The sequence below is a fragment of the Streptomyces speibonae genome (genome assembly GCF_984686075.1).
The window spans coordinates 7,519,312-7,545,873 of record NZ_OZ480260.1; the positions used below are offsets into that span (position 1 = coordinate 7,519,312).

Sequence of the window (26,562 nt, forward strand, 5' to 3'; positions counted from 1 at the left end):
ATGTCTCATGCTGCGGGTGACGGTCGGGAGCTGACGGCGGCACAACGTGCCCTCTGGAATGCACAGCAACTCGGGCCGGCCGAACCGATCCACACCATCGGCGAGTACCTGGACATCCAGGGAGATCTGAACGTCGATCTCTTCGCGGCCGCGCTTCGCCGGATGCTGAGCGAGGCCGACACCTTCCAGGCCTGTTTCCGCGATGCCGGAACCGAGGTACGGCAATATCCCGTACCGCCGGACACACTTCCCGTCCTCATCCTGGACCTCAGCTCGTCCGACAACCCGGCGCAGGCCGCCCTCGACTGGATGCGGACCGACATGAAACGGCCGCTCGACCTCGAGCACGGCCCGCTCGTCACCAACGCGGTCATCCGGATAACCGAGCGACGTCACTTCTGGTACCAGAGCTGCCATCACCTCGTGGGCGACGGGTTCACCGGCGCGGTGCTCGTCGCCAGACTGCAACAGATCTACACCGCCCTGCTCGCGGGAGAAGCCCCGCCCAAACCCCCGCTTCCGTCGTCCGCACTCCTCCTCGAAGCCGACCGCGCCTACCGGCAGTCGCCGGACTTCCGGACGGACCAGGAATTCTGGCGCGGCTCCCTCGCCGACATGCCGGAGACGGTAACGCTGAGCGGCTCCCCCGTCCGCCGCGCGGAGTCCCTGCCTCACCGGCACCTGGTGGACATCGACGCGGACCGGGTCGCCCACTTCCGAGCGGCAGCCCGGAACCGCGGAACGAGTCTGGCCGGACTCACGCTCACGGCGGGCGCCGCCCTCCTCCACCGGTTCACCGGAGCCGACGACATCACCCTCGGCGTCCCCGTGCTGGGCCGCACCGGCAGCCGGATGCGCGCGATCCCCGGCATGAGCAGCAACGCCGTCCCCGTACGGTCCCGGCTGGACCCGCACGCGACCGTGGCGGACCTGGTGCGGGCGACCTCCCGGAACGTCCGCACCGCCCTCAGACACCAGCGCTACCAGCAGACCGACATGCTCCGGGACCTCCACCGCGTGGGGTCGGGCCCCCTCTTCGGCACGACGGTCAACGTCATGTCGTTCGACTACGGGGTGAGGTTCGGCAACTGCACGGCGACGGCCCACAACCTCGGGAACGGCCCCGTCGACGACGTCGAGATCTCCCTGTACCAGCGATCACCCGACGCGGGGCTGCAACTCGCCGTCGACGTGAACCCCGACACCTACAGCCCCGACGACGCCGAGGACATCGCCCGGCGCTTCGTGCACGTCCTCTCCCGGATGTCCCGGACCGCTCCCACCGAGCGGGCCGGGCGCCTGCACGTGCTCTCGGACGCCGAGCTGCGTCAGGTGGTGGAGGACTGGAACGACACGGAAGCGGACGCCGCCGACGTGCCGTGGCCGGCTCTGTTCGCGGAGCGGGTGGCGACGACGCCGCACGCGGTGGCAGTGGTCGCCGGCGACGAGGAGGTGACGTACGAGGAACTGGACCAGCGGGCCTCACGCCTGGCCGCTGTGCTGGCCGCGCGCGGAGTCGGGCCCGAGTCGATCGCCGCGGTGATGATGGAGCGGTCGGCCGGTCTGGTGGTGGCGCTGCTGGCGGTGTGGAAGGCGGGCGGCGCGTACCTGCCGCTCGACCCCACCTACCCCGCCGACCGGATCGGGTTCATGCTCGCGGACGCCGCCCCCGTGTGTGTGGTGACGACCGGTGAGATGGCGCGGACGGTGCCGTCGGGTGGCACGGTCCCGGTGCTGTGCGTGGACGACCCGGCCGTGGTGACAGAGCTGACGGCCGCGGATGTGGCGACGGTCGCGCCGCGGACGGTGGGCCCGGACGCGGCGGCATACGTGATGTACACCTCGGGGTCGACGGGACGGCCCAAGGGCGTGGTCGTGACCCAGCGGGACCTGACCGAACTGGCGTCGGACCGGAGCTGGAGCCGGCCCGCGCGGATGCTGGGCCACGCGCCGTTCGCGTTCGACGCCTCCGTACTGGAACTGTGGGTGACGCTGGCCGGCGGCGGCACGGTGGTGCTGGCCCCGGCAGGCGAACTGGACGGCGAGCGGATCCGTTCGCTGATCGGTACGCGGGCGCTCAGCCACATCTTCGTGACCGCCGGATTGCTGCGGGTGCTGGCGGAGGAGGACCCGGGGTGCTTCGCCGGCCTGTCCGAGGTGCTGACGGGCGGCGACGTGGTGCCGTCGTCCGCGGTGACGGCGGTCCTGGCGGCATGCCCGGGCGTGGTGGTGCGCAACCTGTACGGGCCGACGGAGATCACGTTGAGCGCCACGCAGTACGCGGCTGCGGACGGAGGGACGGTGCCGGACGTCGTGCCGATCGGCCGGCCGATGGACAACACACGGATCTACCTCCTCGACCGCTACCTGCACCCGGTTCCACCCGGAGTCGCGGGTGAGGTGTATGTGGCGGGGGCAGGTCTGGCGCGGGGATATCTGGGCCGTGCCGGACTGACGGCGGAGCGGTTCGTGGCCTGTCCGTTCGGTGCGCCCGGGGAGCGGATGTACCGGACCGGCGACCTGGCCCGGTGGACCACCGGGGGCGAACTGGTATTCGCCGGTCGCGTGGACGACCAGGTGAAGATCCGGGGATTCCGGGTCGAGCCGGGCGAGGTCGAGACGGTGCTGGCCGCCCACCCACAGGTGGGCCAGGCGGTCGTGACCGTCCGGCAAGACGCCTACGGCGACCCACGCCTCATCGCCTACGTCGTCCCGGCCGACGACGACACCGGCACCCGGCCGGACGAGAGCCTGGCCGAGAACCTGCGCGACTACGCCGTCGGACGCCTGCCCGGCTACATGGTCCCCGCGGTGTTCATGCCCCTGCCCGCGCTGCCGCTCACCGCCAACGGCAAACTCGACCGCCACACCCTGCCCGTCCCGGACATCGCGGCAACGCGCGACGGACGTGAGCCCGCCAACCACGAGGAGCGCCTGCTGTGCCAGGCGTTCGCCGACGTACTCGGCCTGGAGAGGACCGGACCGGACGACGACTTCTTCGCTCTGGGCGGCCACTCCCTGCTGGCCACCCGCCTGGTCTCCCGCGCCCGGACACTGCTCGGTGTCGAGTTGGGCATGCGGGACGTGTTCGAGGCACCGACCCCGGCCCGTCTGGCGGCGCGGATCGGCAGCGCGAGCCCCTCGCGCGCCGGACTGGTACGCCGGGAGAAGCGGCCCGAACGGGTGCCGCTGTCGTTCGCCCAGCGGCGGTTGTGGTTCCTGGCCCAGTTGGAGGGCCCGAACCCCACGTACAACCTCCCGACCGCTTTGCGACTCGAGGGTGAGGTCGACGCCGATGCGCTGAGGGCGGCGCTGTCGGATGTGGTGGAGCGTCATGAAGCGCTGCGCACGGTGTTTCCGGTGCGGGACGGTGAGCCGTTCCAGCGGGTGCTGGAGCCCGCTGAGGCGGGGGAGGTACTGCGGGTCACGCGGGCCGCCGAGGGACAGGTGGCGGATCTGGTCGCGGCCGAGGCCGCACGCGGCTTCGATCTGTCGGCGCAGGTGCCGGTGCGGGCGCTGCTGATCGAGACCGGTCCTGACGTGCATGTGCTGGTGCTGGTGCTGCACCACATCGCCGGGGACGGCTGGTCCTTGGCACCGTTGGCTCGCGATCTGTCGCGTGCGTATGCGGCGCGGTGCGAGGGGCGTGCGCCGGAGTGGGATCCGTTGCCGGTCCAGTACGCGGACTACACGCTCTGGCAGCGGGAGCTGCTGGGTGAGGAGGGGGACCCCGAGGGCGTTCTGGCGAGCCAGGTCGGCTACTGGCGTGCAGCGTTGGCGGGCGCTCCGGCGGAGCTGGCGCTGCCGGCGGACCGGGTACGGCCGGTGGTCGCGTCGCACCGGGGGCACACGGTCGCCCTCGATGTCCCTGCCGAGGTGCATGCGGAACTGGTGGCGCTGGCGCGTGAGCAGGGTGTCACGCTGTTCATGGTGGTCGAGGCGGCGTTGGCGGTGCTGCTGTCGCGGTTGGGCGCGGGGGAGGACATACCCATCGGGACGGCGGTGGCCGGGCGGACCGATCAGGCCCTGGACGAGCTGGTCGGGTTCTTCGTCAACACGCTGGTCCTGCGGACGGACCTGTCCGGGGACCCCTCGTTCACCGAAGTCCTCGGGCGGGTGAAGGAGTCCGGCGTGGCCGCCCTGGAACACCAGGACGTGCCGTTCGAGCGACTCGTGGAACTGCTCGCACCCGACCGCTCGATGGGCAGACACCCCCTCTTCCAGACCATGCTCACCGTTCAGAACGAGGACGACGTCCACCTGGAGCTGCCCGGCCTGCGCGTGACGCCGCTGCCGGACAGGCCGATGCCGGCCAGGTTCGACCTGGACGTCGCGGTGCGGGAAACGACCGACGGCGACGGTCGCACGGCCGTCCTGCGCGGGTCGGTCACCGGCTCGGCGGATCTCTTCGATCGGGAAACCGTCCAGTCGATCACGGACCGGCTGGTCCGGCTGCTGGCGGCAGTGGCCGCTGAACCGCAGGCACGGGTGAGCCGGGTCCAGGTGCTGTCGGACGGCGAACAGCGGGATGTGGTGGAGGGGTGGAACGGCACCGGGCGGGCGGTGCCCGGGGTGACGTTGCCGGAGTTGTTCGCGGCGCAGGTGGCGCGGACTCCGGGTGCGGTGGCGGTGGTTTCGGGCGATGTGGAGGTGACGTACGGGGAGTTGGACGCACGCGCGTCGCGGTTGGCTGGTGTGCTGGCGGAGCGTGGTGTGGGGGCCGAGTCCGTCGTGGCGGTGGTACTGGAGCGGTCGGTTGATCTGGTGGTGGCGCTGCTGGCGGTGCTGAAGACGGGTGCGGCGTACCTGCCGGTGGATCCGGAGTATCCGGCGGAGCGGGTCCGGTTCATGCTCGGGGATGCGAGCCCGGTGTGTGTGGTGACGGTGAGCGGTCTGACTGAGGGTTTGCCCGAGGACCTCGGTGTGCCGGTGGTGCGTCTGGACGACTCGTCGGTGGCCGAGGGTGGTGCGGGGTGGTCCGGGTCCGGTTCGGGCGGTCCGGGGAGCGCGGCGTATGTGATGTACACGTCGGGGTCGACGGGTGTGCCGAAGGGTGTGGTGGTGCCGCACGCGGGGATCGTGAACCGGTTGTTGTGGATGCAGGACCGGTTCGGTCTGGGTGCGGATGATGCGGTGCTGCAGAAGACGTCGGTGAGTTTCGACGTGTCGGTGTGGGAGTTGTTCTGGCCGTTGGTGTCGGGTGTGCGGCTGGTGCTGGCCCGGCCGGGCGGCCAGGGCGACCCGGCGTACCTGTCGGACGTGATCCGTACGGAGGGTGTTACGACGGTGCATTTCGTGCCGTCGATGCTGGAGGCGTTTCTGGAGGGCGGTGACCCGGGGGCGTGGGGGTCGTTGCGGCGGGTGGTGTGCTCGGGTGAGGCGTTGCCGGGGGTGCTGGCGGAGCGGTTCACTCAGGTGTGCGGTGCGGAGCTGCACAACTTGTACGGGCCGACGGAGACGTCGGTGGACTCCACGGCGTGGCGGTATGCGGGCGGGTCGGGTCCGGTGCTGATCGGTGCTCCGATCTGGAACACGCAGGTGTACGTCCTGGACGGATTCCTGCGGCCGGTGGCGCCGGGTGTGGTGGGCGAGTTGTTCATCGCGGGCGTGGGTCTGGCCCGTGGCTATCACGGCCGCCCGGGCCTGACCGCGGAGCGGTTCGTGGCGTGTCCGTTCGGTGCGTCGGGTGAGCGGATGTACCGCACGGGGGACCTGGTCCGCTGGACCGGCGACGGACAGCTCGACTTCGTGGGCCGTGCGGACGACCAGGTGAAGATCCGCGGCTTCCGGATCGAACTGGGCGAGACGCAAGCGGTGCTGGAGGCCTGCCCAGGAGTGGCCCGCGCGGTGGCGACGGTGCGGGAGGACATACCGGGCGACCGCCGGCTGGTGGCCCATGTCGTTGCCGCTACGGGGTTTGCCGGTACGGATGCGGATCTGTCGGCCGAGGTACGCGGGTTCGCGGGCCGGCGGCTGCCGGAGTACATGGTGCCGTCGGCGGTGGTGGTGCTGGACGGGCTGCCGTTGTCGGTGAACGGGAAGGTGGACCGGGCGGCCTTGCCCGCGCCGGAGTACGGCTCGGCCGACGGCGGTCGGGGCCCTGCGACGGCGGCCGAGGAGCTCGTGTGCCGGGCTTTCGCCGAGGTGCTGGACCTGGAACGGGTCGGTGCCGACGACAACTTCTTCGCACTGGGCGGGCACTCGCTGCTGGCCGTGTCGCTGGTGCAGCGACTGCGTGACCGTGGGCTCGAGGTGTCGGTGCGGACGCTGTTCGAGGCACCCACGCCGGCGGGACTGGCCGCGGCCGACGCGGGCGCCGGGATCGTGGAGGTTCCCCCGAACGGCATTCCTGAGGGGGCGGAGGTGATCACGCCGGAGATGCTGCCGCTGGTCGATCTGTCTCCGGAGCAGATCGCGTCGGTGTGCGCGACGGTCGACGGCGGGGCGGCGAACGTGGCGGACGTCTATCCGCCGGCGCCGTTGCAGGAGGGCATCTTCTTCCACCACCTCCTCGCCCGGCCGGGTGAGGCGGATGCCTATCTGATGTCGATGCTCCTGGGCTTCGACGGCCGGGAACGGCTGGACAGGTTCCTGTCGGCGTTGCAGCAGGTGGTGGACCGGCACGACATCTACCGCACCGCGCTGGTGTGGGAGGGGTTGCCGGAGCCGGTGCAGGTGGTGTGGCGCCGCGCCGCGGTACCGGTGACCGAGGTGGTCCTGCCCGCGGAAGGGGAACCGGCGGCTGAGCTGTTGGCCGCGGCCGGTGAGTGGATGGACGTACGGCAGACGCCGTTGCTGCGCGTGCACGTGGCGACCGAGCCCGCGACGGGGCGGTGGCTCGCGCTGGTCCAGGTCCATCACCTGTTGCAGGACCACACCGGACTGGACGTGGTGTTGGGCGAGGTCACGGCCTTCATGACGGGGCGTGGTGCTGAGCTTCCCGCCCCGCTGCCGTTCCGTGACTTCGTGGCCCGGGCCCGACTGGGCGCGTCCCGCTCGGCGGAGCACGAGGAGTACTTCGCCCGGCTCCTGGCCGATGTCACAGAGCCGACCTTGCCCTTCGGCCTCTCCGATGCCCGTGGTGACGGCACGGGGGTGCGGACGGCGCGGCTGAGAATGGACGACGGCCTGGCCCAACGGGCGCGGGAGGAGGCACGTCGGCTGGGAATGAGCCCGGCGACGCTGTTCCACGTGGCCTGGGCGCGGGTCCTGGCGAGTGTGGCCGGGCGGCTCGATGTGGTCTTCGGGACGGTACTGCTGGGCCGGATGAACGTGGGGATGGGAGCGGAGCGCATTCCGGGCCCGTTCATCAACACCCTTCCGGTGCGCTTGGACGTCGCGGGCACGGATGTGGTCGGCGCGGTGCGGGCGGTGCAGGCGCAGTTGACCGGACTGCTGGTGCACGAGCACGCCCCGCTGGCCCTCGCACAGAAGGCGAGCGGGGTTCCGGCCGCCACGCCACTGTTCAGCTCGTTGTTCAACTTCCGCCACGGTGACGGGTCCTCGAGCAGCGGAGGCGGTGAGGTCGGCGAGGGCGTCGAGGTGCTGTTCGCGCAGGAGCGGACCAACTACCCGCTGGCCGTCGCGGTTGACGACCTGGGGACCGATTTCCTACTGGGTGTCGATGCCGTGGCTCCCACGGACGCAGGACTGGTCTGCGAGCTGCTGCACACCGCCGTCGAAGAGCTGATCACGGCAGCGGCCACCGCTCCGGGCACCGCGCTGGACGGTCTCGAGGTGTTGCCCCGGCGCGTTCGCGACCGGGTTCTGCGGGGCTGGAACGACACGGGCGCAGAGGTCCCGGCGGCGACGTTCCCGGAGTTGTTCGATGCGCAGGTGGCCCGCACTCCGGACGCGGTCGCCGTGGTGTGCGGGGACGAGTCCCTGACCTACGCGGAACTGGACGACCGGGTCGAGCGGCTGGCGCGTGCGCTGGCCGGCCGGGGGGTGGGACCCGAGTCGGTCGTGGGGGTGATGCTGGAGCGGTCGGTGGACGCGGTGGTGGCGCTGCTGGCCGTGTGGCAGGCGGGCGGCGCGTATGTGTTCGTCGATCCGTCGTATCCGGCGGAGCGCGTGGCGCTGATGCTCGCGGACGCGGAGCCGGTGTGTGTGGTCACCGCCACCGGCAGCCTGGCCCGCGGACTGCCTGCGCTCGGCGCGGTGCCCGTTCTGACGGTGGACGACCCGGCCGTGGCGACCGGTGGATGGAGCCGGCCCGCGCCCATGGGCTCGCGGGCGGCCTACGTGATGTACACGTCGGGGTCGACCGGGGTGCCGAAGGGCGTCGTGGTCTCCCAAGGCGCGCTGGTGAATCTGGTGACGGGATTGACCCCCGTGCTGGGGGCCGGCCCCGGGGTCGGCGTGCTGCAGTTCGCGTCGTTCGGCTTCGACGGTTCCGTACTGGATGTGGCCGTGGCCCTGGCCTCGGGCGCGCGGCTGGTCGTGGCCACGGCGGACGAGCGAGCGGACGCCGGGCTGCTGGCCGAACTGATGGTCCGGACGGGCGTGGACGTGGCCAGCGTGGTTCCGTCGCTGCTCGCTGTGGTCGATCCGGCGTCGGTGCCGGGGCTGTCGCGGGTCCTGGTGGGCGGGGAACTGCTGACCGCCGGCCTGGCACGAGCGTGGGCCGACGGCCGGACGCTGGTCAACACGTATGGGCCGACCGAAGCGACGGTCATGGTCACCACGGACCCGGTGGATGCCGGCACCACTGTCGCGCCGCCGGTGGGCAGGCCGGTGGCGAACACCGGTCTGTATGTGCTGGACCAGCGGTTGCGGCCGGTGCCGCCGGGGGCGGCGGGGGACCTCTATGTGGCCGGGGCCCAGCTGGCCCGCGGCTACCACGGTCGGTCCGCGCTGACGGCGGAGCGGTTCGTGGCGTGTCCGTTCGGCGCGCCGGGTGAGCGGATGTACCGCACCGGTGACCTTGCCCGCTGGACTGCGGACGGACAGTTGGTGTTCGTCGGCCGGGCGGACGATCAGATGAAGATCCGTGGCTTCCGGATCGAGCCGGGTGAGGTCGAGGCCGTTTTGGTGGCGCATGCGGGCGTGGCGCAGGCGGTGGTGGTCGCCCGGGAGGACATACCGGGTGACAAGCGTCTGGTGGCCTACGTCGTGCCGGACGGCGACGGCGGGGAGGCTGGTGACCTGAGGGCCTTTGCCGCTGAGCGGCTGCCGGAGTACATGGTCCCGTCGGCGGTGGTGGTGCTGGGTGAACTGCCGTTGTCGGTCAACGGCAAGGTGGACCGGGCGGCCTTGCCCGCCCCGGAGTATGCGACGTCCGGCGGCGGACGGGGCCCCGCCACGGTGGCCGAGGAGCTCGTGTGTCAGGCGTTCGCCGAGGTGCTGGGCCTGGAGCGGGTGGGGGTCGAGGACAACTTCTTCGAGCTGGGCGGCCATTCGCTGCTGGCCGTGTCCTTGGTGGAGCGGTTGCGTGCGGGTGGGCTGGGGGTGTCGGTGCGGGCGCTGTTCGAGTCGCCCACGCCGGCGGCGCTGGCTGTTGCCGCAGTCGTCGCGGACGTGGAGGTGCCGCCGAACCGTATCCCTGTGGGTGCGGAGGTGATCACGCCGGAGATGCTTCCGCTGGTGGATCTGTCCGCGGCGCAGGTGGAGTCGGTGTGCGCGGTGGTGGACGGCGGGGCGGGGAACGTGGCGGACGTGTATCCGCTGGCGCCGTTGCAGGAGGGCATCTTCTTCCATCACCTCCTTGCCGAGCCGGGCGAGGCGGATGTGTATCTCGTGCCGACGGTGATGGCCTTTGACACGCGTGAGCGGCTGGACGCGTTTGCGGCGGCGTTGCAACGGGTGGTGGACCGGCATGACATCTACCGCACCGGGGTGGTGTGGGAAGGGCTGCCGGAGCCGGTGCAGGTGGTGTGGCGTCGGGCGATGGTTCCTGTCACTGAGGTGACGCTGCCTGTGAATGCGGCTGATCCGGCGGCGGAGCTGCTGGCGGCGGCGGGCGAGTGGATGGATCTGCGGCGGCCGCCGTTGCTGCGGGTGCATGTGGCGGCGGAACCGGGAAGCGACCGGTGGCTGGCGTTGGTGCAGGCACACCATCTGCTCCAGGACCACACGGGGCTCGAAGTGGTGTTGGACGAGGTTGCGGCGGTCATGGCGGGGCGTGGTGACGAGTTGCCCGTGCCGCTGCCGTTCCGGGACTTCGTGGCTCAGGCCCGCCTTGGTGTCTCGCGTGAGGAGCACAAGGAGTACTTCGCCGGGTTGTTGGGCGACGTGACGGAGCCGACCCTGCCGTTCGGTCTGTCCGACGCCCGTGGCGATGGCTCCGGTGTACAGCGGACGCGTTCGATGGTGGACGACAGTCTGGCGGAGCGTGTGCGGGAACAGGCCCGTGGGCTGGGAGTGAGTCCGGCGACGCTGTTCCACGTCGCCTGGGCGCAGGCGCTGGCGACCGTGTCGGGGCGCACGGATGTGGTGTTCGGGACGGTGCTGCTGGGTCGAATGAACGCCGGACCGAACGCGTTGCGCATCCCGGGCCCGTTCATGAACACCCTTCCGGTGCGGTTGGACGTCGCGGGTGTGGATGTCGCCGGCGCGGTGCGGGCCGTGCAGTCGCAGTTGACCGGTCTGCTGGTGCACGAGCACGCCCCGCTGGTCCTCGCACAGCAGGCCAGCGGAGTTCCGGCCTCGGCGCCCTTGTTCACCTCGCTTCTGAACTACCGCCACAGCCGACAGCTGGACGGAGGGCGCGACGACGGCGACGAACTCGCGTGGGACGGCGTGACAACGACGTACGCGAGGGGCGGTACCAACTATCCGCTGAACGTCGCGGTGGACGACATGGGGGTGGGGTTCCGGCTGACGGTTGACGCTGTCCAGCCTGCCGACACCGATTTGGTGTCAGGGCTGCTGCACACGGCGGTCGAAAAGCTCGTCGGGACGCTGGAGGAGAGCCCGACCACCCTGCTCCAGGCCCTCGATGTGCTGTCTGAGGGTGAGCGGCAGCGGGTGTTGGAGGGGTGGAACGACACGGGTGTGGTGGATGCGCGGGCTGTTGTGCCGGAGTTGTTTGCGGCGCAGGTGGTGCGGACTCCGGGTGCGGTGGCGGTGGTGGATGCGCGGGAGGAGGTGTCGTATGCGGAGTTGGATGAGCGGGCGTCGCGGTTGGCGGGGGTGTTGGTGGCGCGTGGGGTGGGGCCTGAGTGTGTGGTGGGGGTGATGTTGGAGCCTTCGGTGGATGTGGTGGTGGCGTTGTTGGCGGTGTGGAAGGCGGGTGGGGCTTATCTGCCGGTGGATCCGTCGTATCCGGGTGAGCGGATCGCGTTCATGTTTGAGGATGCGAGTCCGGTGTGTGTGGTGGTCAGTGGTGGGTTGGTGGAACGGGTGCCGGATGGGCTTGCGGTGGTGGTGGATGGTGCGGGGGTGGCGGACGGGTCTGCGGGGGTGGTGGCGAACGTGGTGCCTGGGCCGGAGCAGTCGGCGTATGTGATGTATACGTCGGGGTCGACGGGGGTGCCGAAGGGTGTGGTGGTGTCGCATGGGGCGTTGGGGGGTTATGTGGGGTGGTGTGTGGGGGCGTATGGGGGTGTGGGGGAGAGCAGTGTGTTGCATGCGCCGGTGTCGTTCGATCTGGGTGTGACGGGGTTGTATCCGGTTCTGGTCAGTGGTGGGTGTGTGTTTGTGGGGGCGTTGGATGAGGGGTTGGCGGGTGTGTTGCGGGGGCGGAGGCCAGCGTTTGTGAAGGTGACGCCGAGTCATCTGCCGTTGTTGGAGGAGCTGGGTGAGGAGTGTGTGCCGTCGCGGTTGTTGATGGTGGGTGGGGAGGCTTTGGGGTGGGAGTTGGTGGGGCGGTGGCGGGAGCGGTATCCGGATGTGGCGGTGGTGAATCACTATGGGCCGACGGAGGGGACGGTTGGGAGTGCGCATTATCGGGTGGGTGCGGTGGAGCGGGGTGGGGGTGTGGTTCCGATCGGTCGGTCGTTCGCGACGACGCGGACGTATGTGGTGGACCGGTGGTTGCGGCCGGTGCCGCCGGGTGTGGTGGGGGAGTTGTATGTGGCGGGGGTGCAGTTGGCTCGTGGTTACCACGGTCGGCCGGGGTTGACGGCGGAGCGGTTTGTGGCGTGTCCGTTCGGTGTGGCGGGTGAGCGGATGTACCGGACGGGGGATCTGGCCCGCTGGACGGCCGGCGGGCAGTTGGTGTTCGTGGGCCGGGCGGATGATCAGGTGAAGGTGCGGGGTTTCCGGATCGAGCTGGGTGAGGTCGAGGCGGTGTTGGCGGCGCATCCTGGTGTGGTTCGTGCGGTGGTGGTCGTGCGTGAGGACGCGCCCGGTGACCGGCGGCTGGTGGCCTACGTCGTTGCCGATGGTGGGGTGGCGGAGGACTTGCGGGCGTTCGCGGGTGAGCGGTTGCCGGAGTACATGGTGCCGTCGGCGGTGGTGGTGCTGGGTGAGCTGCCGTTGTCGGTGAACGGGAAGGTGGACCGGGCGGCGTTGCCCGCGCCGGAGTACGGCTCGGCCGGCGGTGGTCGGGGTCCGGTCACGGTGTCGGAGGAGATCGTGTGTCAGGCCTTTGCCGATGTGCTGGGCCTGGAGGACGTTGGGGTGGAGGACAACTTCTTCGAGTTGGGTGGGCATTCGCTGCTGGCCGTGTCGTTGGTTCAGCGGTTGCGGGAACGTGGGCTTGCGGTGTCGGTGCGGGCGTTGTTCGAATCACCGACACCGGAGTCTTTGGCGGCTGCCGGCGGGGGTGGCGGTGCTGTGGAGGTGCCGCCGAACGGCATTCCCGATGGTGCGGATGTGATCACACCGGAGATGCTGCCGCTGGTCGATCTGTCTCTGGAGCAGATCGCGTCGGTGTGCGCGACGGTCGACGGCGGGGCGGCGAACGTGGCCGATGTCTATCCGCTGGCCCCGTTGCAGGAGGGCATCTTCTTCCACCACCTGCTCACCGAATCGGGCGACGTCGATCCGTATCTGCTGTCTCTGACCATGGCCTTCGACGACCGTGAGCGGTTGGACGAATTCCTGACGGCGTTGCAGTGGATGGTGGACCGGCACGACGTCTACCGCACCGCGGTGGTGTCCGAAGGCCTGCCCGAGCCGGTGCAGGTGGTCTGGCGCCGTGTCGTACTGCCGGTGACCGAGGTGACTCTGCCTGCGACCGAAGACGCTGCCGCTGAGCTGCTGACGATCGCCGGGCGGTGGTTGGACGTGCGGCGGGCGCCGTTGCTGCGGGTGCATGTGGCGGCGGAACCGGGAAGCGACCGCTGGCTTGCCCTGCTGCAGATACACCACCTGTTGCGGGACCACACGGGGTCGGACGTAGTACTGGGTGAGGTCGCGGCGTTCATGGCCGGACGTGGTGACGAGCTGCCTGGCCCGCTGCCGTTCCGGGACTTCGTGGCACAGGCCCGACTGGGAGTGTCCCGCCAGGAGCACGAGGAGTACTTCGCGTCGCTCCTGAGCGGTGTCACAGAGCCGACGCTGCCCTTCGGTCTGTCCGACGCCTACGGTGACGGAACCGGTGTGCGGCGCGCACGGCAGGCGATCGACGGCGGACTGGCACAGCGTGTCCGGGAGCAGGCACGTCGGCTTGGAGTGAGCCCGGCGACGCTGTTCCACGTGGCCTGGGCGCGGGTGCTGACCAGTCTGTCCGGCCGCGGTGACGTGGTGTTCGGCACGGTACTGCTCGGGCGGATGAACGCCGGGGCCGGTGCCGAGCGGACCCCCGGCCCGTTCATGAACACCTTGCCCGTGCGGGTCGATGTGGCCGGCCTGGACGCACTGAGCGCGGTGCGGGCCATGCAGTCGCAGCTGGCCGGTCTGCTGGTGCACGAGCACACCCCGCTGGCACTCGCGCAGAAGGCGAGCGGTGTCCCGGGCTCGGTCCCCTTGTTCACCTCGCTGTTCAACTACCGTCATGTCAGCACCGAGCACGGTGACGGGACGCGGCAGGGCGAAGCGGCGGGCATGAGCGTGCTGTCCGCCGAGGACCGTACGAACTATCCGCTGGCGGTCTCGGTCGACGATTCCGGGTCCGGGTTCGGGTTGACTGCCGGTGTGGTGGCTCCGGGGGATGCGGAGCTGGTGTGCGGGCTGATGCAGACGGCCGTCGAGGGGCTGCTCCTGGCGTTGGAGGAGTCGCCGCAGCTGCCGTTGAGCGCGGTTGAGGTGATGGCATCGCAGGCACGTGAACAGGTGCTCGCCGGGTGGAACGACACGACGCGGTCGGTGCCCGGGGTGACGGTGCCGGACTTGTTCGCGGCGCAGGTGGCGCGTACGCCGGACGCGGTGGCGGTGATCTGCGGAGACGAGGAGGTCAGTTACGCCCGACTCGACGAGCGGGCGTCCCGGTTGGCCGGGGTGCTGACGAGTCGGGGTGTCGGGCCGGAGTCGGTGGTGGCGGTGGCGATGGACCGCTCGGTCGACCTGGTCGTGGCGCTACTGGCGGTGCTGAAGGCCGGAGGTGCCTACCTGCCGGTCGATCTGGCGTATCCGGCGCAGCGTGTCGCCTTCATGCTGGACGACGCACGGCCGGTGTGCGTGCTCACCGACAGTCCTGTGCCGGAGGCGCTGTCGGGCGAACTCGGCGTACCGCTGCTCACGGTCGACGGGCAGAGCGTCACCGACGCGCCCCGACCTGCCGAAGCAGGTTCGGTCGACAGGTGTGGTCCGCTGCTGCCCGCCCACCCCATGTACGTGATGTACACCTCGGGGTCGACCGGGACCCCGAAGGGAGTGGTGGTCACCCACCAGTCGGTGGTCAACCATCTGCTGGCCCGCGTCGCGGAGTTCGGCTGGGAGGCGTCGGACCGGTTCATGCTCACCGCGCCGATGGGCTTCGACCCCTCGGTGTGGCAGATGTTCTGCCCCCTGGTGACCGGCGGCAGCTTCGTGATCGCGCCGGCCGGCAGTGCGGCCGATCCCGGGTACCTCGTCGAGCTGGCGCGGCGGCACGGTGTGACCGTGCTGCACCTGATCGCCTCCGCCCTGGCCGGGGTCCTCCAGGAGCCGGCGGTGACCGACCTCTCCGGCCACCTGCGGCAACTGGCCAGTGGCGGTGAGGGAGTTCCCGGCCCCCTGAGGGACCGTGCCGCCGCGCTGTTCCCGCACGCCGACCTGGTCCAGGGGTACGGACCGGCGGAGACCTGCATCGCGGTGACCTGGCATCGTTGCGCCCGGGACGAGGACGCGGTTCCGCCGATCGGCGGCCCGATCGCCAACTCCCGTCTGTACGTCCTCGACGACCGTCTGCGGCCGGTGCCGCCGGGAGTCGCCGGCGAACTGTACATCGCGGGACTGCCCCTCGCGCGCGGCTATGCCGGCCGCACGGGACTGACCGCGGAGCGGTTCGTGGCGTGTCCGTTCGGCGGTCCGGGCGAGCGGATGTACCGCACCGGTGACCTGGTGCGGTGGCGGGCCGACGGGGTGCTGGTGTTCCTGGGGCGGGCGGACGAGCAGGTGAAGGTCCGCGGGTTCCGGATCGAGCCCGGTGAGGTCGAGGCCGCCTTGGCACTCCACCCCGGTGTGGCCCGGGCCGCGGTCGTCGCCCGCGAGGACACGTCCGGGCACAAACGCCTCGTCGCCTACGTGGTGCCGGCCGGCGAGCAGGAGAACGGCGCCGGCGGGACGTCGAACCGTACCGGCGGCAAGGCGAACGGAGCGGACGCGGAGAACCTGCCGCTCGACCTGCGGACGCTGACCGCCCAGCGGCTGCCGGATTACATGGTGCCGTCCGCGGTGGTGGTCCTGGACCGGCTGCCGCTGTCGGTCAACGGGAAGCTGGACCGGTCCGCCCTGCCGGCCCCGGACTACGCGTCGGCCGGCACCGGGCGCGGTCCGGCGTCGGTGGCCGAAGAGCTCATGTGCGGTGTGTTCGCCGAGGTGCTGGAGCTGGAGCGGGTCGGGGTCGAGCAGAGCTTCTTCGACCTGGGCGGGCATTCGCTGCTGGCGATGCGGCTGCTGTCCCGGGTGCGGTCGGTGTTCGGGGTCGAGATGGGCGTACGGGCGCTGTTCGAGACGCCCACCCCGGCCGGTCTGGCGGCGAGGATCGCGGGCGCGGGCCCGGCCCGGGTGAGCCTGGTGCGGCAGGAACGCCCCGGCCGGGTGCCGCTGTCGTTCGCTCAGCGGCGGCTGTGGTTCCTGGCCCAGATGGAGGGCCCGAGCCCCACCTACAACATGCCGGCCGCGCTCAGCCTGTCCGGGCCGGTCGACGTGACCGCCCTCAACGCCGCACTGCGCGATGTGCTGGAGCGGCACGAGGTGCTGCGCACGGTGTTCCCCGCCCACGACGGAGAGCCGTATCAGCGCGTGCTGGACAGGAAGGAGGTCGGGGAGGTTCTGCGGTTCGTCCGCGCCGAGGACGAGGAGCGGATCGCGGAACTGGTCGCGACGGAGAGCGGCCACGGGTTCGACCTGTCGCAGGAGATACCGGTACGGGTGCTGCTGATCTCCACCGGCCCGGACACCTCGGTACTGGTGGTGGTGTTCCACCACATCGCGGGGGACGGCTGGTCCATGGGACGGCTCGCCCAGGACATCTCCCGCGCCTACACGGCCCGGCGCGAGGGCCGCCGGCCACAGTGGGAGCCGCTGCCCGTGCAGTACGCCGACTACACACTCTGGCAACGGCAGCTGCTGGGCGACGAAGACGGTCCGGACAGCCTGTCGGCGGCCCAGGTCGGCTACTGGCGGCGGGCACTGGCAGGCGCACCGCAGGAGCTGGCCCTGCCGGCCGACCGGATCCGGCCGGCGCAAGCCTCCTACCGGGGCCACACGGCGCACCTCGACATCCCCGCGGACGTACACGCCGAACTCGCCGCGCTGGCCCGCGGCCAGGGCGTCACCCTGTTCATGGTGGTCCAGTCGGCGCTGGCGGTGCTGCTGTCCCGGCTCGGCGCCGGCGAGGACATCCCGATCGGCACCGCGGTGGCCGGCCGCACCGACCAGGCCCTCGACGAACTCGTCGGCTTCTTCGTCAACACCCTGGTGCTGCGCACCGATCTGCACGGCGACCCCACCTTCACCGGGATTCTCCGCCGGGTACGCGAACGCGACCTGCAGGCACTCGAGAACCAGGACGTGCCCTTCGAACGGCTGGTGGAACTCATGGCGCCGCCACGCTCCATGGCACGCCACCCGCTGTTCCAGGTCATGCTCACCGTGCAGAACAACGACCCCGCGATCCTCGACCTGCCCGGCGTGCGAACCGAAGCGCACCCCGGCGTGTCCCTGCCGTCCAAGTTCGACCTCGACGTCAGCGTGACCGAGGACCTTCTCGACGGCCGGCCGGCGGGACTGCGCGGCTCGGTCGTCGGAGCGGCCGACCTGTTCGACGCGGACACCGTCACGACCCTCACCCAGCGGCTGACCTGCGTACTGGTGGCCGTGGCCGCCGACCCGGACGTGCGGCTCGGCGACATCGACGTGCTGTCCGAGGACGAACACGACCGTTTCCTCGCCGTGCCGCAACCGTCCGCCGACGGCCCCGACGCGTCCGACGCGACGCTGCCGGAGCTGTTCGAACGGCAAGCGGCGCGGACGCCGCAAGCAGTGGCGGTCGTCTCCGGCCACCAGCACCTGACGTACGAGGAGCTGAACGCTCGCGCGAACCGGCTGGCCAGGCTCCTCGTACGGCGCGGAGTGGGGCCGGAGTCGGTGGTGGCGGTGCTGATGGACCGCTCCACGGACCTGGTGGTGGCGCTGCTCGCGGTGCTGAAGGCCGGCGGTGCCTACGTCCCCGTGGACCCCGCCTATCCGCAGGACCGGATCGCCTTCGTACTGCGGGACGCCCGGCCGGTGTGCGTGCTGACCACCGACGCACTCGCGGACGCACTGCCCACCGAGCCGGCCGTTGCGGTACTGGTGTGGGACGGCCCGCAGGCCAGGTCGGAATGCGCGGCGGCGTCGCCCGCCGACCTGCGCACGGACGACCGGCCCGCGACGGCGACGGGCGCACACCCGGCGTATGTGATCTACACGTCCGGGTCCACGGGCACCCCGAAGGGCGTGCTGGTGACGCACCACAACGTGGTGACACTGTTCGGCACACTGCGCGAGCAGCTCGGCTTCGGCACCGACGACGCCTGGTCCTGGTTCCACTCCTTCGCCTTCGACTTCTCGGTGTGGGAGATGTGGGGGGCGCTGCTGCACGGGGGCCGGCTCGTCGTGGTGCCCTTCCACGTGTCACGCTCACCCGACGCGTTCCTCAGGCTGCTGGCAGAGGAACGGGTGACCGTCCTGTGCCAGACTCCGTCCGCCTTCTACGAACTGATCCGCTCCGAGGGCCTCGGCCGCTTGGCAGGACCGCAGTCCGCACTGCGATGGGTCTTCTTCGGCGGTGAGGCCCTGGACAGGGAGCGGCTGGACGAGTGGTGGGCACACCGCCGCGCCGACGGGCCGGTCCTGGTGAACATGTACGGCATCACCGAGACCACGGTTCATGTCACGTTCGACGAGGTGACCCCGCCCGCCGGCGGCGGACAACCACGAGGAAGCCTGGTCGGGCGGGCACTGCCCGGCCTGCGCGTCCACGTCCTGGACCGCCGGCTGCGGCCCGTGCCGCCCGGCGTCACGGGCGAGTTGTACGTGGCGGGCGGCCAGCTGGCCCGGGGCTACGCCGGCCGCGCCGGGCTGACCGCGGAGCGGTTCGTGGCATGCCCCTACGGCGGCCCCGGAGAGCGGATGTACCGTACCGGCGACCTGGGCCGATGGACCGCCGACGGACGGCTCCTGCACATGGGACGGGCCGACGACCAGGTGAAGATCCGGGGTTTCCGGATCGAGCCCGGCGAGGTCGAGGCCGCACTGGCCGCCCACCCGCAGGTCGCCCAGGTGGCGGTGGTCGCCCGCGAGGACACCACCGGCGACAAACGCCTCGTCGCCTACGTCGTCCCCGCGGACGGCTCCCCCGGAGCGATCCGGGACCTGCCGGCCGCGCTGCGCGGCCACGCCGCCCGCCGGCTGCCCGACCACATGGTCCCGTCGGCCGTGCTGCCCCTGCCGGACGGCCTGCCGCTGACGGTGAACGGAAAGGTGGACGGCTCCGCCCTCCCCGCACCGGAATACGCATCGGGCACCGGTGGGCGGGCACCGGCCGGCGCGCTGGAAGAAATCGTGTGCGGTGTGTTCGCGGACGTCCTGGGCGTCGACCACATCGGCGCCGACGAAGGGTTCTTCGAACGCGGTGGCCACTCGCTGCTGGCGATGCGGCTGCTGTCACGACTGCGGTCGGTGTTCGGAGTCGAGATGGGGGTACGGACTTTGTTCGAGACGCCGACTCCGGCGGGCCTGGCAGCGCGGATCCGGGGCGCGGACCCCTCACGCACCGGCCTGGTACGGCGCGAGCAGCGCCCCGACCGGGTGCCGCTGTCGTTCGCGCAACGACGGCTGTGGTTCCTGGCCCAGCTGGAAGGACCGAGCCCGACCTACAACCTGCCCGTCGCCCTGCGCCTGACCGGACGGATCGACGTCCCGGCCCTGGGCACGGCGCTCCACGACCTCGTCACCCGGCACGAAGTGCTGCGCACCGTACTCCCCGTCGCCGACGGCGAGCCCTTCCAGCAGGCACTCGCACCGGACGAGCTCGGACAGGTGCTGCGGGTCGCGACCTCCTCCTCCGACACGCAGACCACCGACCTGGTGACCGCCGAACTCCGGCACGGATTCGACCTCTCCACCGAGATACCCCTGCGGGCACTCCTGATCGAAACCGGCCCGGACACCGCCGTGCTCGTCGTGGTGATCCACCACGTCGCCGGGGACGGCTGGTCGATGGAACTGCTCACCGAAGACCTGTCCCAGGCATACACGGCACGCTGCGAGGGCCGTGAGCCGAACTGGGAGCCCCTGCCGGTGCAGTACGCCGACTACACCCTGTGGCAGCGCGAACTCCTCGGCGCCGACGACACCCCGGGAACCCTCCAGGCCGCCCAGATCGACCACTGGAGGCAGGCACTGGCCGGTGCCCCGCAGGAACTGACCCTGCCGACGGACCGGCCACGGCCCGCCGTACCCACCCACCGGGGCCACACCGTCACCTTCGACATCCCCCGCACCGCCCACGAACAACTGCTCGCGCTGACCCGCGAACACGGCGTCACCTCGTTCATGGTGGTCCAGTCGGCACTGGCGGTCCTGCTGTCCCGGCTCGGCGCCGGCGAGGACATCCCGATCGGCACCGCCGTGGCCGGACGCTCCGACCAGGCGCTGGACCGCCTCGTCGGCTTCTTCGTCAACACCCTCGTCCTGCGCACCGACCTCACCGGCAACCCCGCCTTCACCGACGTACTGGCCCGCGTACGGGAATACGGCCTGGCGGCCCTCGACCACCAGGACGTGCCCTTCGAGCGGCTGGTCGAGGTACTCGCCCCCACCCGGGTGCGAGCCCGCCATCCCCTCTTCCAGGTCATGCTCGCCGTGGAGAAGGACACCGCCACGCCGCCCGAACTGCCCGGCCTGGAAATGGAAACCCTGCCGCCCGACGCGAAGCCGGCCAAGTTCGACATCAGCGTCACCGTGACCGAGACCTTCGAGGACGGACGCCCCGCCGGCCTGCGAGGCTCACTGACGGCCGCGGCCGACATGTTCGACCGGGCCACCGCGGACATGATCGGTCAGCGGTTCGCCCGGGTGCTGACCGGTGTGGCCGCCAAGCCCCGGGCACGCCTCCGGCAGATCGACATCCTCACCGATGCCGAACGCCGGCAGCTTCTCGGCGGATGGCACACCGTCGAGCCCCCCACCACCGTCCCCGCGCTGTTCGCACAGCAGGCGGGACGCACGCCGGACGCGGTGGCCGTGGTGTGCCGGGACCAGAGCGTCACCTACGCCGAGCTGGACGCGCGGGCGAACCGGCTGGCGCGAGCCCTCACCCGACGAGGAGTCGGCCCCGAAACCGCCGTAGCGGTCGCCATGGACCGCTCCATCGAACTCGTGGTCGCCGTTCTCGCCGTATGGAAGGCCGGCGGGGCCCTGCTGCCGGTGGACCCCGGCTGGCCCGCGGCCCGGATGACAGCCGTCCTCGACGACTGCGGCGCCCGCGTCGCCGTCGCGGACACGGCGGCAGCCGACGGCACCTTCGGACAGGCGGCGACCGCCACCGCAACACAGATCCTCCCCCCGGAGGCCGGTGACGGCGAGGACGCGACGGACCTGCCCGCCGGATGGCCGTCCGAAGTGACGGCATACGTGATGTACACATCGGGATCGACGGGCACCCCGAAGGGCGTGGTGGTCTCCCAGCGAGACCTGGTCGAGCTGGTGTCCGACCGGTGCTGGGGGAAGCCGACCCGCGTACTGGCCCACGCGCCCTACGCGTTCGACGCCTCGGTGTACGAGCTCTGGGTGCCCCTGACCGGCGGCGGCACCGTGATCCAGGCACCGGCGGGCGACCTGGACGGCCGCGCACTGCGGTCACTCACGGAAGAGCACGGACTCAGCCATGTGCACGTGACGGCCGGACTGATGCGGGTCCTGGCCGAAGAGGACCCGGGATGCTTCACCGGGCTGCGAGAAGTACTGACCGGCGGCGACGTCGTACCGGCCGCGGCCGTCGCAGCGGTACTCGAGGCCTGCCCCGGCGTGGTGGTACGACACCTCTACGGCCCGACCGAGACCACACTCTGCGTCACACAGCACGTCATCGCGGGCGCCGGAGCCGTACCGGACGTCCTGCCGCTCGGCCGCCCGATGGACGACACCCGGGTCTACCTCCTCGACGACGGCCTCTCTCCCGTCCCGCCCGGAGTCACGGGCGAGGTGTACCTGGCCGGAGCCGGGCTTGCCCGCGGCTACCGGGGCCGGCCGGCACAGACGGCGGAGCGGTTCGTGGCGTGTCCGTTCGGGGGCGCGGGCGAGCGGATGTACCGCACCGGCGACCTGGCGCGGTGGACTGCCGACGGCCGGCTGGTGTTCGTGGGACGGGCGGACGACCAGGTGAAGATCCGTGGCTTCCGGATCGAGCCCGGCGAAGTCGAAACCGTCCTGGCGGCCCATCCCGCGGTCGCCCAGGCCGTCGTGATCGCCCGCGAGGACACACCCGGGGACAAACGCCTCATCGCCTACGTCGTTCCCGACGGCGAGCGGGGCGAGCGGGGCGAGCGGGGCGAGCGGGGTCAGCAGGGCGGGCGCGGTGCGGACGGCGGACAGGCCAAGCGCGGTGACCAGAGCAAGGGCACCGACCTCGCACGCGAACTGCGCGCCCACACAGGGGAGCACCTCCCCGACCACATGGTGCCCGCCGCCGTGGTCGAACTGACCGAGCTCCCCCTGACCGCCAACGGGAAGGTGGACCGGGCAGCCCTGCCCGCACCCGAGTACCGGGCGGGCGCCGAGGCCCGCGAGCCCGCCACCGAGCAGGAACGCGTCCTGTGCGAGATCTTCGCCTCCGTCCTGGGCGTGGAACACGTGGGCCCCGACGACGACTTCTTCGAACTGGGCGGACACTCCCTGCTGGTCACCCGGCTCGTGAACCGGATCCGGTCCACGCTGGGCGTCGAAGCGGGCATCTGGCTGCTGTTCGAGGTCCCCACCCCCGCCCGGCTGGCAGCACGCATCACGGACGCCACCACCCCGGCCCGGGCCGCCCTGACCCGCCGTGAGCGCCCCGAACGGCTGCCGCTGTCGTTCGCGCAGCACCGGTTGTGGTTCCTCGGGCAACTGGAGGGACCGAGCCCGACGTACAACATGCCGGTCGTCCTGCGCCTGCACGGCACACTGGACGCCGACGCCCTGCGGGAGGCACTCGGAGACGTGGTCATCCGGCACGAGGTGCTGCGCACGGTGTTCCCCGCCGACGAGGAGGGCCCGTTCCAGCAGGTCCTGCCGCCCGCCGAGACGGGCGGGGCCGAGGTCCTGCGGATCACTCACGCGGCCGAGGAGCAGGTCGCGGCACTGGTGGAGGCAGAGGTCCGGTACGTCTTCGACCTGTCGACGGAGATCCCACTGCGCGGACTGCTGATCGAGACCGGTCCGGATACGCAGGTGCTGGTGATGGTGGTTCATCACATCGCGGGGGACGGCTGGTCGATGGGCCCGTTGGCCCGCGATCTGTCCACGGCGTATGCCGCGCGGTGTGAGGGAAGGGCACCCGGGTGGGAGCCGCTGCAGGTGCAGTACGCGGACTACACGCTGTGGCAGCGGGACCTGCTGGGAAGCGAGGACGACGCGGACAGTGTGCTGTCCGAGCAGGTGAGGTATTGGCGAGAGGCACTGGCGGGAGCCCCGCGGGACCTCGAGCTGCCGGTGGACCGGCCACGCCCGGCGATTGCCTCGCACCGGGGACACGTGGTGCCACTCGAAGTGCCCGCCGAAGTGCATGCACGACTGGCCGCGTTGGCGCGTGAGCAGGACGCCACGCTGTTCATGGTGGTTCAGGCGGCGTTGACGGTGCTGCTGTCCCGGTTGGGTGCGGGTGAGGACATCCCGATGGGTACGGCGGTGGCGGGGCGGACGGACCAGGCGCTGGACGAGTTGGTCGGGTTCTTCGTCAACACGCTGGTGCTCCGCGCCGACCTGTCGGGGAACCCGACCTTCGCCGGTCTGCTGGAGCGGGTGCGGGAGACCAGCTTGACGGCGCTCGACCACCAGGATGTGCCGTTCGAGCGCCTGGTCGAGATTCTGGCCCCGGACCGCTCCCTGGCGCAGCACCCGCTGTTCCAGGTGATGTGCACCCTCCAGAACGCCGGCCTGGCGGAGCTTGAGGTGCCAGGTCTGAGCGTGCAGCCCATGCAGAGCGGCCTGGCTGCGGCGAAGTTCGACCTTGAGGTGACGTTGGGTGAGGTTTCTGGTGGTGTTGGTGGTGGGGTGGGGTTGCGGGGGGCGGTGATTGGGTCTGCGGATCTGTTCGATGTGGGGACTGTTGAGTTGGTTGCTGAGCGGTTGGTGCGGGTGTTGTCGGTGGTGGCGGCGGATCCGTTGGTGCGGGTGAGTGAGGTTGAGGTGTTGTCGGAGGGTGAGTTGCGTCGGGTGGTGGAGGGGTGGAATGAGACGGGGGTGGCGGTTGCGGATGTGTCGTGGCCGGTGTTGTTCGGGGAGCAGGTGGCGCGGAGGCCGGATGCGGTGGCGGTGGTTTGGGGTGATGTGGAGGTGACGTATGCGGAGTTGGATGAGCGTGCGTCGCGGTTGGCGGGGGTGTTGGTGGGGTGTGGGGTGGGTGCGGAGTCGGTGGTGGCGGTGGTGTTGGAGCGGTCGGTTGATCTGGTGGTGGCGTTGTTGGCGGTGTGGAAGGCGGGGGGTGCGTATGTGCCGGTGGATCCGTCGTATCCGGGTGAGCGGATTGCGTTCATGTTCGGGGATGCGAGCCCGGTGTGTGTGGTGACGTCTGGTGGGCTGGTGGGGGTGCTTCCGGGGGGTTTGGATGTGCCGGTGGTGTGTGTGGATGATCCGGGTGTGTTTGAGGGTGCGGGTGGTGTGGTGTTGGGGGTGCCGGGGGCTGGGGATGCGGCGTATGTGATGTATACGTCGGGGTCGTTGGGGGTTCCGAAGGGTGTGGTGGTGTGTCAGCGGGATGTGGTGGGGTTGGTGGTGGATGGGTGTTGGGGTGGTGTGGGTCGGGTGTTGGGGTATGCGCCGTATGCGTTTGATGCGTCGGTGTTTGAGTTGTGGGTGACGTTGGCTGGTGGTGGGGTGGTGGTGTTGGCTCCGTCGGGTGAGGTGGATGGTGGGGTGGTGCGGTCGTTGGTGGGTGTGCATGGGGTGGGGCGTGTGCATGTGACGGCGGGGTTGTTGCGGGTGTTGGCGGAGGAGGATCCGGGGTGTTTTGTGGGTGTGGAGGAGGTGTTGACGGGGGGTGATGTGGTGTCGTCGTCTGCGGTGGCGGCGGTGTTGCGGGCGTGTCCGGGTGTGCGGGTGCGGCATTTGTATGGGCCGACGGAGATTACGTTGTGTGCCACGCAGTGTGTGGTGGAGGACGAGGGTGGGGTTGGTGGGGTGTTGCCGATCGGGCGGCCGATGGACAACACGCGGGTTTATGTGCTGGACCGGTGGTTGCGGCCGGTGCCGCCGGGGGTGGCCGGTGAGTTGTATGTGGCGGGGGCCGGGCTGGCGCGTGGCTATCACGGTCGTGCGGTGTTGACGGCGGAGCGGTTTGTGGCGTGTCCGTTCGGTGGCGCGGGTGAGCGGATGTATCGGACGGGGGATCTGGCTCGTTGGACGGCTGATGGTGAGTTGGTGTTCGTCGGCCGGGTGGATGATCAGGTGAAGATCCGGGGGTTCCGGGTCGAGCCTGCTGAGGTTGAGGCGGTGGTGGCCGCGCATCCGCAGGTGGGTCAAGCGGTGGTGGTCGCTCGGGAGGACATCCCTGGAGACAAGCGTCTGGTGGCCTATGTCGTGCTGGACGGTGATGGTGGAGGGGCTGGTGACCTGCGGGCGTTTGCTGCTGAGCGGTTGCCGGAGTACATGGTGCCGTCGGCGGTGGTGGTGCTGGATGAGCTGCCGTTGTCGGTGAACGGGAAGGTGGACCGGGCGGCCTTGCCGGCACCGGAGTACGGCTCGGCTGACGGTGGTCGGGGTCCTGCGACGGTGGTCGAGGAGCTCATGTGCGGTGCGTTCGCCGAGGTGCTCGGTGTGGACCGTGTGGGCGTGGACGACGGCTTCTTCGAGCTGGGCGGGCATTCGCTGTTGGCGATGCGGTTGGTGTCGCGGGTGCGGTCGGTGTTCGGGGTGGAGTTGGGTGTGCGGGCGTTGTTCGAGGCGCCGACGCCGGCGGAGCTGGCGGTGCGGGTCAGCCGTGCGGGGGCTTCGCGGGCGGGTCTGGCTCGGCGTGAGCGTTCGGGGCGGGTGCCGTTGTCGTTTGCGCAGCGGCGGTTGTGGTTCCTGGCGCAGTTGGAGGGGCCGAGTCCGACGTACAACTTGCCGGTGATGTTGCGTCTGGACGGTCGGGTGGATGTTGATGCGCTGGGGTTGGCGCTGGTGGATGTGGTGGGCCGGCATGAGGTGCTGCGCACGGTGTTCCCGGCTGACGGGGGTGCGTCGTACCAGCAGGTGCGTGACGTGGCGGAGCTGGGCGGGATTCTCCAGGTTGTGGAGGCAGCCAGCCTGGAGGACGTAGAGGACCTCGTGGCGGCGGAGGTCAGCCGCGGGTTCGACCTGGCAACGGAGGTGCCGATCCGGGCCCTGTTGGTGGAGACGGGCCCGGATGCGTATGTGCTGGTGGTGGTGCTGCATCACATTGCGGGTGATGGCTGGTCGATGGGGCCGTTGGCCCGTGACATCTCCCGGGCGTATGGGGCGCGGTGTGAGGGGCGTGCGCCGGGGTGGGAGCCGTTGCCGGTGCAGTACGCGGATTACACGTTGTGGCAGCGGGAGTTGCTGGGCCGTGAGGAGGACCCGGGCAGTCTGCTTGCCGGGCAGGTGGCGTTCTGGCGTGAGGCGTTGGCGGGGGCTCCGCAGGAGTTGGTTCTGCCGGTGGACCGGCCGCGTCCGGCGGTTGCCTCGCACCAGGGTCACTCGGTGACCCTGGACATTCCTGCCGAGGTGCACGCGCGGCTGAGCGCGTTGGCGCGTGAGCAGGGTGTCACGTTGTTCATGCTGCTTCAGGCCGGTCTTGCGGTGTTGTTGTCGCGTCTGGGCGCGGGTGAGGACATCCCGGTGGGTACGGCG

General features: G+C 70.7%; 1 protein-coding gene (only partly in view). It reads left to right on the top strand.

Annotated elements, in window-relative coordinates; translation table 11 throughout:
* On the top strand, positions 1 to 26,562 hold the 5' portion of the coding sequence (locus tag AC5L3C_RS33805; RefSeq protein ID WP_493652913.1) for a non-ribosomal peptide synthase/polyketide synthase. The gene runs 8,766 nt beyond the window's last position; only the first 26,562 of its 35,328 coding nucleotides appear in the window; it begins with the start codon at positions 1 to 3; the stop codon falls past the right edge of the window.